This is a genomic window from Pseudomonadota bacterium, from assembly GCA_026388315.1.
GTDB lineage: Bacteria > Desulfobacterota > Syntrophorhabdia > Syntrophorhabdales > Syntrophorhabdaceae > MWEV01.
Genome location: JAPLKA010000066.1, coordinates 1 through 15,650, shown reverse-complemented (window position 1 = coordinate 15,650; position 15,650 = coordinate 1). Strand labels below are relative to the sequence as shown.

Annotated in this window: 10 protein-coding genes; 4 read left to right on the top strand and 6 right to left on the bottom strand. The window is 44.0% G+C overall.

The window, feature by feature from the left end; translation table 11 throughout:
* Positions 1 to 254: 254 nt before the first annotated feature.
* Positions 255 to 2,579 carry a mechanosensitive ion channel gene (locus NTX75_09830; protein ID MCX5816521.1) on the top strand — a complete coding sequence of 775 codons (2,325 nt, stop codon included), beginning with the start codon at positions 255 to 257 and terminating at the stop codon, positions 2,577 to 2,579.
* Here NTX75_09830 and moaA read toward each other — a convergent pair whose 3' ends face one another.
* From moaA to NTX75_09800, 6 genes are all read right to left on the bottom strand, one after another.
* Entirely contained in the window at positions 2,580 to 3,644 is a 1,065-nt protein-coding gene (gene moaA, locus NTX75_09825; GenBank protein ID MCX5816520.1) for a GTP 3',8-cyclase MoaA, read from the bottom strand.
* On the bottom strand, positions 3,644 to 5,548 hold the full coding sequence (locus tag NTX75_09820; protein MCX5816519.1) for a molybdopterin biosynthesis protein: 1,905 nt from the start codon (positions 5,546 to 5,548) through the stop codon (positions 3,644 to 3,646). Before NTX75_09820 ends, moaA begins: the two co-directional genes overlap by 1 nt.
* 19 nt (positions 5,549 to 5,567) lie before the next feature.
* Positions 5,568 to 6,788, bottom strand: a complete 1,221-nt coding sequence (locus NTX75_09815; protein MCX5816518.1) for a molybdopterin molybdotransferase MoeA — start codon at positions 6,786 to 6,788, stop codon at positions 5,568 to 5,570.
* A gap of 44 nt (positions 6,789 to 6,832) precedes the next feature.
* Positions 6,833 to 8,437, bottom strand: a complete 1,605-nt coding sequence (locus NTX75_09810; GenBank protein MCX5816517.1) for a Na/Pi cotransporter family protein — start codon at positions 8,435 to 8,437, stop codon at positions 6,833 to 6,835.
* A gap of 102 nt (positions 8,438 to 8,539) precedes the next feature.
* Positions 8,540 to 8,869, bottom strand: coding sequence for a methionine--tRNA ligase subunit beta (metG, locus tag NTX75_09805; GenBank protein ID MCX5816516.1), 330 nt, complete (start codon positions 8,867 to 8,869; stop codon positions 8,540 to 8,542).
* A gap of 10 nt (positions 8,870 to 8,879) precedes the next feature.
* Complete coding sequence (locus NTX75_09800) at positions 8,880 to 9,503, bottom strand: fumarylacetoacetate hydrolase family protein (GenBank protein MCX5816515.1); 624 nt, start codon at positions 9,501 to 9,503, stop codon at positions 8,880 to 8,882.
* A 174-nt stretch (positions 9,504 to 9,677) separates the two neighbouring features.
* Here NTX75_09800 and NTX75_09795 point away from each other — a divergent pair, with 174 nt between their 5' ends.
* The 3 genes from NTX75_09795 to NTX75_09785 all read left to right on the top strand — a co-directional run bounded on the left by NTX75_09795 (position 9,678) and on the right by NTX75_09785 (position 15,414).
* Entirely contained in the window at positions 9,678 to 9,932 is a 255-nt protein-coding gene (locus NTX75_09795) for a hypothetical protein (protein MCX5816514.1), read from the top strand.
* 302 nt (positions 9,933 to 10,234) lie between these two features.
* Positions 10,235 to 12,142 carry a PAS domain S-box protein gene (locus tag NTX75_09790; protein MCX5816513.1) on the top strand — a complete coding sequence of 636 codons (1,908 nt, stop codon included), beginning with the start codon at positions 10,235 to 10,237 and terminating at the stop codon, positions 12,140 to 12,142.
* Positions 12,143 to 12,234: 92 nt separating this feature from the next.
* Complete coding sequence (locus NTX75_09785; protein MCX5816512.1) at positions 12,235 to 15,414, top strand: N-6 DNA methylase; 3,180 nt, start codon at positions 12,235 to 12,237, stop codon at positions 15,412 to 15,414.
* Positions 15,415 to 15,650 lie beyond the last annotated feature (236 nt).

Below are 15,650 nucleotides of genomic sequence, written 5' to 3'. Positions count from 1 at the left end.
TTTTTGGGTACCCTGCCGATAGGCTGAAATGGGCCTGCGGCCAGGCCGCGCTTAGGCCAATTTTCATGTTCGAAGACCAGGTCAAGTTTGAAAATTGAATGGAAGCATATCGATGCATGGGTAAAAAAGCGCAGGGAGCAGAGAGCAAAACAGTGTTTCGGCCATATAGAATGAGAAAAGTCAGGAAACTCCAGACTGGTTTTGTCTTGAAAAAAATGCGTCTTTGTGACATTGTATGTCGTAATGGGTATTCCATGAAAATCATACGCTTTTTGTCACTTTCTCTGCTTTTTTTAACCCTTTTGCTCTTGAGTCCTTTGGCCTGGGGTGAAGACAAGACTTTGTCCTGGATAGAGATGATAAAAAAAGAAGAGGCTCTCATTCTCAATGCAAAAGAGGATATCGAAAAATATATCTCCGAGCAACCCGATCGAATACAAAAGGTTAGGGAAAAGATGGGAGATCTCAATCAGCAACTTCGCAAACTGATAATTATTTACAATATCGAAGAACTCAATCCTATTGAATTGAGAGATAAACTCGAACAGATAGAATATTTGCGCAACGAATGTCGGGAGATATTAGGTCCTTTAAATGATGAAATGGAATCGCTTAAAACCTTCGAAAGGTCTATACAGGCGCACCTGCAGGAATACGAACAATTATCCGAAGAGGGGCTGCTAAAAGAAAAGAAGGCTGTACTCAGGGAATACATTAATGAACTCAGGCATGTGTTAGATCTTGCTGCCGCGGCACGACAGCTTATCGCAATTCTCCCGAACTCAGTAGAGGGACTCCTTGTAAGGCTTGATAACAAGAAATCAGAGATTGAAAAAGACATTTTTAAATTATGGAAGACATTTTTCTTGCGACCTTTGCCGGTATACTATTTTTCTGTTGAAGGCTGGAATAGCGCCTATAGAAACATGCAAACATGGATCCGCTTTGTCCCCTACTGGCAGATTCCACTCAAGGAAAACTGGGGAGTCTTTCGGAATAACCTTATAATAACCCTTGCCGTAGGTGTCGCAATGATAGCTGTTTCCTTCTTCTTTCTGGGAAGGATTCAGAGGAGATTCCCTCTTGTTGCCCTGAGGAGACATCTTTTCCCTTCATTCATCTGGTTGGGCTTCGGGTTGCCCCTCTATGTAATGATTAGAACTTGCGGGTTAGTCCAGTTTGGTATTTACCGTTTTCCCTTGGAAACATTACTTGCGGGCGGGATTGTTTCGCTCGCATGGCGTATGCGCATGTTATTGCCGACACATGAAGCCCCCTCAAAGCATAATATTCTTTGGCCCCTCTGGTGCGTGTTTACTGCCTCGATCGTGTCAATGACAAACCATTTCCCGTCGGCAATGTTTGCCCCTATTGTGGCTCTTATGCTCATCGGGTGCGCGCTCTACCTTTTTCGCATACGAAAGGGATTCCGCGGTGAGTTTGAGAAAAAATTCGGGACAATATCGTTGTGGCTCTTACTGACCCTTTCATGCATATCATTATCAAAATGGGGAAACTTGTCCACCCTCATTACGGCAATATGGTTCCTGTTGCTTCTTAATATTGAATTCGGCTCCAACATTATCCTTATCATGGAGCACTTGAACCGGACCGGCAAAGAAAGGTTTGTTGCAAACAACATCGTAAACGGTATTGTCCTTCCGCTTGTTCTCCTTGGAAGTTTTTCCGGTTCTGTTGCCTGGATATGCATGTTCATAGGCGGTATGCCGTTGCTCAACAGCATCATTCAGTGGCGAATCAATTTCGGATTATTCGCTCTCAATCTTTCTATGGTCATTATCATTGTGGCAGTATTCTTTGTAGTCCGCTCGATCACGGCCCTTCTGTACAGGGCTTTGGATGCCATCAGCAGACGACGTGAAGAGATCCAGATGGGAACCATCAAATCGATTCAAGCCATCCTGGCCTATATCGTCTGGTGTCTCTATATTCTTTTCTCCCTGAACCTTCTGGGGGTGAAGCTTGAACACATTGCCCTTATTGCCGGTGGCCTGTCTATCGGAGTTGGTTTCGGTCTTCAGGATATGATAAAGAATTTTTTCAGTGGCCTCATACTCCTCTTTAGCCGTTCTATTCATCCCGGAGATGAGATTCAGATTGAAGATGTCCGGGGAACGGTGATGAATATAAACATCCGCAATACTATAGTGCAGACGAATGAAGATTCCACGATTTTTATACCCAACTCCGATCTTGCCTATAAAAAGATTGCAAACTGGACATACAAGGACCCGAAAGGGCGTGCAGAAATTATTGTCGGTGTCGCATACGGTTCGCATACGGATCGTGTGAGAACACTCCTCATCGAGTGCGCCCTTGCACATCCGCAGGTTTTACGGGAACCGCCCCCCTATGTACTGTTTTATGATTTTGGCGAAAGCGCACTTGTTTTTCATTTGAGATTCTGGATTAAGAACCTGATTCAGCAGAGAGACAAGGTTACTTCAGCAATTCGTTTTGAAATCGACACAATTTTCAGAGAACACAACATTGAGATCGCCTTCCCGCAGCACGATATTCGCATACGCTCTGCCGACGGACTCAACACTTTCCCTTAATTATCCTCCGATGTTCCGCAGGCTGCGCTGACATTTTCTTATCTGCCCCATCTCGCCCTTTCTTTCAGGCTTTACCTTGACGGTTTCCCTGATGAAGGCCTTAATCTCTTCATCGCTGGCGCTGCTTCTCAGGAGTTTCTTTACATCGTATTCCACGTCGGAAAAAAGGCAGGGCCGGAGCTTGCCCCCGGAAGTGAGCCGTATCCGGTTGCATTCACTGCAGATATGTGTGGAGACAGGGCTTATGAAACCTATTTTTCCTTCACTGCCTTTAATGTCGAACATCCTGGCTGGTCCCCTGTCGTTGCTCGCAGACGGTTCGAGGGTGTATCGGGTCCTGAGAATTTCTTCAATCTCCCGTGAGGAGACGATTGTGGCAGCATCCCAGAGGTCGAAGTTACCAAAGGGCATGAATTCAATAAATCTTACGTGCTGACCCCATTTCTCGGCGAGCCTTGCAAAGTCCAGGATCTCATCATCGTTAAAGCCCTTAATGATAACCGTATTAATCTTAATGGGATTCATGCCGGCATAGATGGACTTTTCGATGCTCATGAGTACATCATCAAAGGCATCGACCCCTGTTATAAATGCAAATCTTTCTTTTTTCAAGGTGTCGAGGCTTATATTTACCCTTTTTAGGCCTGCATCTTTTAATTCAAGGATTTTTTCTCCGAGAAACACTGCATTGGTTGTGAGGCTTATGTCGTCAATACCCTCAATGCTGTTTAACTCTTTCAGGAGATAGGAAATTCCCTTTCTTGCGAGAGGTTCCCCGCCGGTCAAACGGACTTTGCTTACGCCGAGTTGAGCGCTTATTCTTACAAACCTGATAATCTCCTCATATGACAGTATCTCCGAATGAGGTATAAATGGAAATGCTCCATCCACGCAGTATTTGCATCTCAGATTACACCGGTCAGTAACGGAGACTCTGATATAATTAATGATCCTGTTGAAATTATCAATCAGCATGTAAGGCCTCGTGGCGATTAGCTTTTTAGCGTAGAGCGTAGATCGTAGAGTTTTGAAACCCTCTGCTCTCAGCTCTTTGCCCTCTGCCATTATTGTTCATATTTTATTTTCCCCGTCTCTTTCGTATTATATCCACCCAACTGCTCAAGTCTCTGCTTGAATTCATCGGAATTTATCAAATCCATAAGGAGATTGAACCTTCTGTCTTCAGTAAATTCTTTGCTGACAAGAAGATCGTAGTCTTCTTCTGCGAGGGGAATAAAATCAAGAGAAAACACCTTTGCCATTGAGTAAATGGCAATGCCGGTATCCGCAATGGATTCTCTTACAAGGATTCCTATGGCAGTGTGGGTTGATTCTTCTTTATCATAACCATTGATTTGATGTTTTTCAATGCCGCTCTCTTTGAGCAATGAATCGAAAAGTATCCTTGTGCCGGAGCCGGATTGCCTGTTAATAAATTTTACGTCCGGCCTTGATAAATCACGGATTCCCCTTATGCCCCTCGGATTTTCTTTACGAACAAGAAGTCCCTGGAGCCTTTTTGCAATATGTATAAGCATACAAGGCTTATCGGGGAGATACTTTTGAATTGCAGGGATATTGTACGTCTTTTCTTTTTCATCAAGAACATGTGTGGTGCATACATACGCGACGTTTTTTGACATGGCTACGATTCCGCTCAAGCTTCCTGTGTGGGTTGAGATTATGTCAATGCCTGGATGATGAGCTTTTATCATATCTCTCAAGACATCCAGGGAAAGATCATGGCTGCCGATAATGTGGATTCTCCGCTTTAATGCTCCTTTATTCGTAAGAAGTTCGCAGGGGATTGCTTCGCCTTCGCTAAAGCCTTCCACATCTTCGGGTATCCGTACAAGCCCATCAGCCCGTGCCATTGATGAAAAAATGCTCGCCCCTCTGGGTAACGGGATAGCATAATAAACCCCCTGATTTTCAATAAGATTAACCCTGATGATTTCTTCTATTCCAAGACGTGACGGGATTTTATAGGGGGTAATGCAGTTTATGTAAGCTTTATTCGACGATGAGCCTGTCATCTTGTCGCAGAGTGGCTTTACGAAGGTGCTGAACGTTAATGAGGCAGACACGGGATACCCCGGAATTCCAAATACAGGTTTGCCCTTAACGATGCCGAACATGGCAGGCTTGCCGGGCATCATGGAAATACCGTGGAATACAAGTGTTCCCAGTTCTTTTATAGTTTCTTCGGTATAGTCTTCTCTCCCGGCGCTGGAACCGGCATTTATCAGCATCACATCGAACTCATCGATGGCATTTTTGATACTTCGCTGTAAATCTTCTTTTGTGTATGCTATTTCGGAGATGGTGCCTTCAAACCCTGTATCTTCTGCGAGGTTCAGGAGCGTATAGGAGTTGAAGTCTATTAATCCCCCCGATTTTGAGGGAGGGCCGGGGGGATTATAGGGGTCGATCAATTCCTTGCCGGTTGGTATTATGACGATTTTAGGTTTTTTTCTCACATGGATATGTGATATGCCTCCTGAAATAAGCATGCCAATATCGAAAACACCAATTGTATGGTTTACGGGGATTAACATATCTCCTTCAATGATGTCCTCACCGATCATGCGGACATTCTGCCACAGGTAGACCGGTTTCCGTATGACAATAAAGGAATCCGAATCCTCAACATCTTCTACCATAATTACTGCATTTGTGCCTTTTGGAAGGGGGTCGCCGGTATTTACAGGGGTGGCTTCTTTGTATTTTGTCAACGAAAGGGGATTTGCAATATCGGCCTGGAGTGTCTTTTCGTAGTCTGTCGCATACCCGTCCATGGCGGTACACATAAAAGGGGGATTCGAAATTTGAGCATAAACCGGCCTCGAACTGATGCGGTCCCTGCATTTATATGTGGGGAGATATTCTTCACCCTCCAGGGGTTTGATATGTTCAAGCATCTTTTCTACTGCTTCTTTGCTTCGTATGGTTTTCAGATATCGTTTCATGTTTAATTAATGCCGTTCATTACCAAACAAATACCTCCACTTCCTCTCCCTTTTCGTATCCTTCAAGCCCTTCAGGCACAACAATATAACCTGCTGCCTGTGCCAGCGAAGATATTACTGAGGATTTTGCAAAAAGAGGACTTATAGTGTAACCTTCGTCGGTGGATTTTATTGTAACCCTGATGTATTCTTCGATCCCATAAGATGAGGGGACGTTTGTTGCGAGTATCCCTTTCATTTTCCTGGCTGCTGTTTGAAGCTCCCCCTTTAATTTCATCAGGAGCGGGAGGACAAACCGTATCACAACCATTATACACGAAACAGGATGACCTGGAAGTCCAAAAACAGGTTTATCCCACAATGTTCCAAAGATAACCGGCTTTCCTGGCTTTATGTTAACCCCATGGAACAGGATTTTGCCTCCGAGCTTTTCAATGGCGTCAACGATAAAATCTCTTTCACCCTTTGAGCTTCCCCCGGAAACGAGTATTAATTCGTATTCCCTTGCCGCTTCAAGCTTAGCAATTATATCCTGAATAGTGTCTTTTGCTGTGCCGAGGAAATCGCATCGGGCGCCTTCTTTTTTTAAAAGATTTGCGACGGTATATCTGTTGATATCCCTGACTGTGCCGGCGGGAGGGGGTTCATCTATGTCAACAATTTCATCGCCGGACGAGATAATTGCTATTTTCGGCCTTTTGTAGACGGGAATTTTTGATATTCCAAGCGCCGCACATACTCCAAGGTCAAATGGCGATAGCCTCTCGCCTCTCACCTTTAACCTTTCACCTTTTTTGATATCCTCACCTTCAAAGCAGATGTTTTCGCCCCTGAAAACAGGTCTTGTAATTTCAATTTCATCATTCAACCGCCTGGCATGTTCTTCCATGATAACACCATCGGCGTTTTCAGGGAGCATGGCGCCTGTTGTTATAGATATGGATTTACCATCTTCAACCGCTACAGTTGACTCCTCTCCGACCCGCACTTCGCCGTTAACAAAAAGGAGGGATGGATTTGTTTCTTTTGCCCCCTGTGTATCTTTAACTTTAACGGCATATCCATCAACTAAAGAACGGGAAAAAGACGGAATGTCTTCGCCGGAGACAATGTTTTCAGCCAGCACCCTGTCGAGCGCCGCTTCAATATGTATCATTTCTCTTCCCTGTGTTACCTGGAATGACTCGATTATCTCAAGGGCCTTATCCGGGGGGATTGATGTTAAGAATTCTCTTTTCATTTCATATAAAGACCATATTTATATCAAAAAAACAAAGGTGTTGTTCAGGATTCTTCGTCAAGGCCATGAATGCATTCGGCGATAGTCTGGCAGTGGTCGGATATTCTCTCAAGGTTAACGAGCATATCGACAAAGATTGGGCCTGCCTCTGCAAGGCAGGCTTTTTGATAAAATCTCTCCAGGTGTTGTTCGGTTGCCTTTTTGACACAAATTTTGACTCTCCTGTTTCTCTCAAAAATCATACTTATCTTCATTGTATCTTTTGTTTCAATAAGAAAAGCTGCATCATCAAGGTTGTTAATAATCAATGTGCTGATTTCTTTCAGCTCGTCTTGAGCCGCCCCTGAAAACAGAGCCCTTCTTTTGTGTTTTTCTTCGGATAACTCAACCAGGTTTGTCGATCGATCACCGACCCTTTCAATTTCATAGACTATCTTTGAAAAAGCGAAGAGTTTTTTTGATGATGATGGTGAAAGTTGCCCGCAGGAGATATTCCATAGATAACTTACTATTTCAGCCAGCAGGTTGTCCACAACGAGTTCGATGTAATTAATATCTTTCTTCCTTGCCTCGCTGAATTTTGTTACAAGTTTTAAGCTTTCGGTGAACATCCTCCGGGCAAGCAAAATCTCCCTTGATAATTCCTGCTTGACGCAAAAAAGTGCATCTTCCGGCCTCGCAAGGCATTTTGTATCCAGATATTCAGGCCAGAGCGGCAGCGTGACGTCTTTCCCCGGGAGGATTTTCTCAATAAGAGTTGACAACGGCTTCAGGAAAGGAATAAAGACAGCTGTTAGGAGGACATTGAAGATAAAATGGCCCAGCGCAATCTGTTGGGCGATGTTTGAAGAGAGGCGCTGCAAAAGGAGAAGGAAGACGGGGAGGGCAATGAGACATATTACTACCCCGACCAGCTTAAAGAGGACGTGGGCCAAGGCGCTCCTTTTCCCGTTAATGTTTGCCGCAATGCTCCCCATAATGGCCGTTATAGTGGTGCCGATATTTGCCCCGAGCACGATGGGTATGGCGTTTTCGATCGTTATCAGGCCCTGCTGACCCATGATGGTGACGATACTGATAGGAATGGCCGAAGAATGTATGAGAGCGGTAAAGAGTGCGCCGATACCGATACCGATGAATGGATTTTCTGTGTGATGAAAGAGATCCAGAAAAAACTTGTTTTCCTTGAGCGGGGCTGTGGCATCTGCAGTAAGTTGCAACCCGAAAAAGATGAGCCCGAAGTAGAAAAGGGCTTCACCGGTCTGTTTCCATTTTTCCTTTGTTGAGAAGAGGAGGGTTCCACCGACAAAGAGTATCAGCGGTGAAACTGAAGTAAACTTCCACACAACGAGCTGTACCGTAAGTGTGGTTCCGATGTCTGCACCGAGAATAATTCCAAGGGAGTGAAAAAAACTGATCAATCCTGCGCTGACTATCCCGATAGTAAGAAGGGTTGTGGCCGAGCTGCTCTGGAAGAGAATGGTTGTTACGATCCCCATAATAAGCCCGTAAACGGGTTTTTTTACAGAGAACCTTATATACTCCCTCATTCGGGCGCCAAAAAGCTGCTGCATGAACGTGCCGAGCTTCAGCATGCCGAAGAGAAAGAGGGCAAGACCGGATATGAAGAGGAAAAGTCCGTTAGTCACTTCGTATAACCCGAACCGGCGAATCGGAGAGTGGGAGAACCGGTGAAAAGGGCATTAAAATCGCTGTTTCGCCGATACGCCGGTTCTCCGTTTCGGTTTTTATCATGATATCCTGCTTCCATTCGAAATGTCTTTATCAAGTGTCAAAAGAACGATAGAAGTATTTTCTTCATTTGAAGCTGCGAGGAGCATTCCGTGAGACGTGACCCCTCTCAGTTTGCGAGGCTCAAGGTTTGCCACGACTGCTATCTTTTTCCCGATAAGCTCTTCCTTTGTGTAGTATTGTTTAATTCCTGCCACGATAGTGCGTTCTTCGCCTATATCGATTGTGAGCTTATACAGTTTGTCAGCGCCAGGCAGATCTTCGCAGGCCTTAATCTCTGCAACCCTTAAGTCTGTCTTTAAAAAATCATCAAAAGTTATATTTTCCATGTTTCACTCCTTAACCGCTCTTTACTGTATTTTTCAAAACTCCGATTCCTTCAATCTCCACCTCCACCACATCACCCGCTTCTATTGGTCCGACTCCCGGAGGAGTACCGGTAATAATCACATCACCAGGAAGCAAGGTCATGATCCTGGATATATAGGAAACCAGCTCATAGACATCAAAAACCATATTATTTGTATTCGATTGCTGTTTTACAACATTGTTGACCCTTGTGGAGATTGCCAGGTGTGTCGGGTCAATGTTTGATACCACCTTCGGGCCCAGAGGGCAGAAGGTATCGAATGATTTTGATCGTGTCCACTGACCATCAAGCCTTTGCAGGTCTCTCGCTGTAACATCATTTGCGCAGGTGTAGCCTGCGATGTGATGTGGTGCATTCTCTTTTGTGATATTTTTGATTTTGTTTTTTATGATGACTGCAAGCTCGCCTTCATAGTGGAGTTCTTTTGTCATGGGCGGATAAACGATGAAATCACCATTTTGAATAACTGCTGTCGGGGGCTTCAGGAAAATGAGCGGATATTCTGGAATTTCGTGATGCATCTCTTTTGCATGATCCCGATAATTGAGCCCTATTGCAATAATCTTGGTTGGATGGAACATGTTAACCTCCATGTGTAGTTTTGAACTGTGAGCTTCGAGTATGATTCTATAATAGTCAATCTTACTAATCAATCATATCTATTACTGGAGCATACTTTTTTCACCTGAAAATACACCTGTAAATTCGTTTGACATTTGGAACTGTATTGGAGATATTTAAGACATCCCGAAAAGCGAGGTTTGATCATGGAAATCACTCCAGAAGAAAAAGACATGCTCATCAGAATCGTAAACAATCAGTACAGCGGGGGCGCTTACAAGCGCGCAACATGGATTGACAAGGTTTGCCGCAACAAAGCGGGCAGGGAGGTGCTTGACGCGCTCTGCCGGAAGGGCTTGGCCGAAACAGGATTGGGAGGAACCGTGGCGGGTGATACCTATAGGGCATGCTGGTTAACACAGAAAGGGAAGGAGATGATAGGGGATGCACGCATCTCATAAGGACTATAGCGTTCATAACGTTTCCGCACCCAGAGGGTACCCGCCTTCATCAAACCGTACGTATAGCTTCCTGTAAGAGAGTTTCCACAAAGAAGCAATTCGTACTGTGTTTCGATTGGCAATAGTGAGCCATGCTCAAATCTTTACGTATACATGTTGCCTCACAAAATCAATATGAACGGTATATTAATGTCATTTATTTATGTTTCACATGGATATACGTTGACGCCGCTACATATCTACTATAGTATTCTTAATATCTTAATATATCTCGGCACTATTTATCACCATATGGGAGTCGGATGAAAGATCCATCCAGGACGAATCAGGAACTGATCGAAGAGATATCCGCCTCAAAGCAGAGAATCAAGGAACTGGAACAATCGGAATCAGAACACAAGCGTACGGAGGATGCGCTTAAGGAGAGTGAAGAGAGATATCGCACAGTGGCTGACTTTACCTATGCCTGGGAGTACTGGCTCGCTCCCGATGGAAAATATGTTTATGTCTCCCCTGCCTGTGAGCGCATCTCCGGGTATCGGGTTGAAGAATTTCATCAAGACCCAAAACTGCTGGAAAAGATCATCCACCCCGACGACAAACACCGGTTTGTTATCCATATTCACGACGTGTTGCAGGACAAATCTGATGTTTGCACACTGGAGTTTCGTATAATAACCAGGAACAACGAAGACCGTTGGATCGGACATGAGTGTCGGGGGGTGTACGGCCGTGATGGTGAATATCTAGGACAACGGGGCAGTAACCGTGACATTACCGATAGCAAAAAGGCGGAGGAAGAATTAAAGGAAAAAGATAAGTTCATGGAATCCATAGTTCAAAGTTCTGCGGTAGCCACTTTTGTCGTCAACGCGGAACATAAAGTGATTTACTGGAACAAGGCATGCGAAGACCTTACTGGAATAAAATCAGAGGATTTACTTGGCGCCAGTGATCACTGGAAGGCTTTCTATGATTATCCCCGTCCCTGTGTCGCGGACGTAATTATTGACAATAAATTCAATGAGATGACTAACCTTTACGGAGTCTACGCGAGGTCCGTTCTCATACCCGAAGGAATACACGCTGAAGGCTGGTATCCCAATCTTGGCGGCAAAAACAGGTATATAGTATTTGATGCCGCGCCCATATACGATGATAATGGAAAATTAATAGCCGCTATTGAAACACTACAGGACATAACCAACCGCAAGCAGGCAGAAGAACAACTGAAACACGAAAGACAGAGGTTTTCTGTCCTTTCTGAAAATGCACCCTTTGGAATGGCAATGATAGATAAGGATGGGAATTTTGTCTATATCAACCCGAAATTTAAAGAAATATTCGGGTACAACCTGTCAGAGATTCCTGATGGAAGAACATGGTTTACAAAGGCATACCCCAACCCTGCATACAGGCAGACCGTTATCGCGGCATGGGTAGAAGATTTAAAAGCAGCCGGACCAGGTGAAAAAAGACCACGGGTTTTTACTGTAACGTGTAAGGATGGAACGGAAAAGATTGTTAACCTCATCTCGGTGCAAATGGAAACCGGTGTGCACATTATGACTTGCGAAGATATTACCTCCCGCAAACTTGCCGAAGAAGAGTTACAACAGACTACCGAGAAGCTAAGAAAATCCTTATCAGGCACTATCCAAGCATTGTCTTCAACGGTTGAGACAAGAGACCCCTATACCGCGGGCCACCAGAGGAAGGTATCAAACCTTGCACGGGTAATCGCACAGGAGATGGGTCTGTCAAACGATACAGTTGATACTATCCGTATGGCAGGCATTATTCATGATATCGGCAAGATATCGGTACCCGCAGAAATTTTAAGTAAGGGCGGCACATTAACAAACATAGAAATGAACCTTATCAAGGTTCACTCTCAATCAGGATATGACATATTAAAAGATGTGGGATTGCCGTATCCCATAGCAGAAATAGTCCTCCAACACCATGAACGGTTAGACGGTTCGGGCTATCCGCAGGGGTTGAAAGGTGAACAAATCCTCCTCGAAACTAAGATTATCTCTGTGGCCGATGTGGTTGAAGCTATTCCCTCCCACCGTCCTTATCGCCCTGCCCTTGGAATAGATGCAGCCCTCGAAGAGATAGAGAACAACAAAGACATCCTCTACGATGCTCAAGTGGTGGAGGCATGTCTTAAATTGTTTCGGGAGAAGGGGTTTTGTTTTGAGTAGAACAGTTCACGGTTCACAATTCACGGTAAAGGCTCGGCATTTTTATCGTTGTAATCATCTTTATAAGGATTTAGAATAGTTGAATAGATCAAATGCTCAAAACATATATAAAAGAAATATCTGAAGTTGCCAAGCGCGGGGATTCGACAGAACAAAGTTTTTACTCGACCCTTGAAAGATTTTTAAAAGAATACAGCGAATCAACAGGCAAGAAAAATATTCATATAACAACAATTCCGAAAAAGACCGAGGCCGGCAACCCTGATTTCAGGGTATGGGACGGAAAACAGCATATCATTGGATATATTGAAGCAAAAGCGCCGACAATTGAAAACCTGGACCAGATAGAAGCAACAGACCAGTTAAAGCGTTACCTCCGCACCTTTCCAAATCTGATCCTCACAAACTTCTTTGAATTCAGGCTTTACAGAAATGGCTCATTGATTGATAAAGTCCTTATCGGGAGACCCTTTATCCTCTATCAATTGAAAACCGTCCCTCCAGCAGAAAAGGAGTCTGATTTCCTGATATTGCTGGAAAGATTTTTCTCCTTTTCCCTTCCAAGGGTCTATGACGCAAAATCCCTTGCGGTTGAACTGGCAAAAAGGACACGCTTTTTAAAGGATGAGGTTGTTGCAGAAGAGCTGAAAGAGGAAGAGAGAAACGGGAAAGGATTTATAATCGGTTTTTACGAAGCCTTTAAACAATATCTGGTAAGCGGTCTTTCGAAGGAAGACTTTGCAGACCTTTATTCGCAGACCATTATATATGGACTTTTTGCTGCAAGGACCCGAATCCCCTCTCCGCCCCCCTTTCCGAAAGGGGGGAACGGGGGGATTTATGAATTCAACAGAAAGCTTGCCTATGATACTATTCCTCAAACTATCGGTATCTTAAGGGATTTATTTGAGTTTGTTTCCCGCGGGAAATTACCTCCCCAGATGGAGTGGATTATTGATGATATTTCAGAGGTATTGGCGGTTACCGATGTTAAAAATATCCTCCACAGCTACTTTCATGATGGAAAAGGCAAAGACCCGATTGTCCATTTTTACGAGACTTTTCTGGCTGAATATGACCCTAAGACGAGAGAGAAACGAGGCGTCTATTATACCCCCGAACCGGTTGTATCCTATATCGTCCGTTCTTTACATACTATTTTAAAAGAACAATTCGGGAAAACAGATGGTATTGCCGACAAATCTGTGACTGTTTTAGACCCTGCGGCAGGCACGCTTACCTTCCTGGCCGAAGCTGCGAAGCTTGCAGTTGAGGAATTTGTCACAAAATATGGCGAGGGCGGAAAAGAACTTCTTATCAGGGAGCACATTCTCAAGAATTTCTACGCCTTTGAGCTCATGATGGCGCCTTACGCAATAGGCCATTTAAAGATATCTTTCCTGCTGGAGGAACTTGGTTATACGCTCAAGGCAGATGAAAGATTCAAGTTGTATCTCACCAATACCCTTGAAATGGAAGAGCTTCCCGAAACACAGCTTCCCGGCATGGCTTCCCTCTCTGAAGAATCCCATCTGGCAGGAAAGGTGAAAAAGGAGCAGCCTATTCTCGTGATAATGGGAAATCCGCCATATTCGTATCATTCTTTAAATACAGGTAAATGGATTTCAGAAGAGATCAGGGCCTATTATCGCATTGACGGAAAACCTCTCGGCGAAAAGAACTCGAAAGGACTTCAGGATGATTATGTGAAGTTTATTCGTTTTGCCCAGTGGAAGATTGATAAGGCAGGAGAAGGTGTGTTGGGGTTTATTACCAACCACAGTTACTTTGACAATCCTACTTTCAAGGGTATGCGGCAATCCCTGATGACAAGCTTCAACGAGATGTACCTCCTTGACCTGCACGGGAACAGCCTGAAAAAGGAGAAATGCCCCGACGGCTCAAAAGATGAAAACGTCTTTGATATTATGCAGGGGGTGGCAATTGCGATTTTTGTAAAAAGAAAAGGTGAAAAGACAGAATGTAAAGTAAACCATTCCGAAATATGGGGATTACGGGAAAATAAATATAACTGGCTTTTAAAAAACGATATAAAAACAACGAAATGGAATAAGCTCTCGCCAAAGTCTGAGCTTTATCTTTTTATTCCAAGGAATGAGAAGCTTTTGGAGGGTTACAAGAAATACCCGAAGATAACCGAAATATTTCCTGTAAATGGCGTAGGTATCGCAACGGCAAGGGACGATTTTGTAATAGATCCTGACAAGGAAGCGCTAAAACGACGTATTAGGATGTTCTGCGACGAAAAAATACCCGATGAACTTATACGAGACACGTTTCATCTGAGAGATAAGCAAAACTGGAGGCTGAAAAAAGCTCGCGAAAGGGTTAGGCAAGACAAGGATTGGAAAAACGCAATTACCCGGATTTTGTATAGACCCTTTGATGTTCAATGGGCCTTTTATAATGAGGACCTGATAGAGCGTTCACGAAAAGAAGTTATGCGTCATATGATACATGAAAATTTGGGATTAATCAGTAATCGCCAGGTAAACCGGGAATTCAGGCATGCTTTTTGCTCGAATATAATAATTAATGACTGTACCGTATCCTTAGAAACAAGAGAAAGGTCTTATCTCTTCCCTTTATACCTCTATCCCGAAACAGACAAACCAACAACCAACAACCCTAAAAAAGGCTCCCCTGGGGCCATGATGATGCTCTTTGAACCACCCAGTGAATATACAACAAGAAAGCCAAACCTGAACCCCATCATCGTGGAGCAGCTTACAAAGGACTTTGGAACATCACCGGCCCCTGAGGAGATTTTCTACTATATTTACGCCGTGCTCTATTCCAATACCTACCGCACGATATATGCCGAATTTTTGAAGGTAGATTTTCCGAGAATCCCCTTCACAAAGGATTATAGCCTGTTCACAAAGATGGCTGATTATGGACAAAGGCTCGTGGAGTTGCATCTTCTTAATGCGCCTGAGCTTGACCCTCCTGTCGCAAAGTGTCAGGGCAATGGTGATTTTAAGGTTGAAAAACCAAAATATTTTGAAGACGAAGGACTTGTCTATTTCAACCAGAACCAGCAATTCGAAGGCATTGCAAAAGAGGTCTGGGAATACCATATCGGCGGCTATCAGGCGTGTAATAAGTGGCTGAAAGACAGGAAAGGAAGAACATTGTCCCTTGAAGATATACAGCATTACTGCAAAGTTGTTACATCTATCGGGAAAACAATTGAGATTCAGAAAGCAATTGACGAAGCATATTCATATTTACAAAAGGGAAGGAAATAATATGGCCACACAGAAAAAAAACCACAAATCCTGAGTTTTTGTACATTCCCATAGGAAATATCGTCGTGTTGGAACAGGTACGATCGAATATTAATGGCCTGTTGCCCAAATATGGTATTCGCAGGAACACTGTTTCCCTCCCTGCTTCACTGCGCTTTTTACCCACTACAGGCTCGAATTTCACTCAATTTCGCAAACTCGTCCCAAAATACCGGGACTCAGACATGCGAATTGCC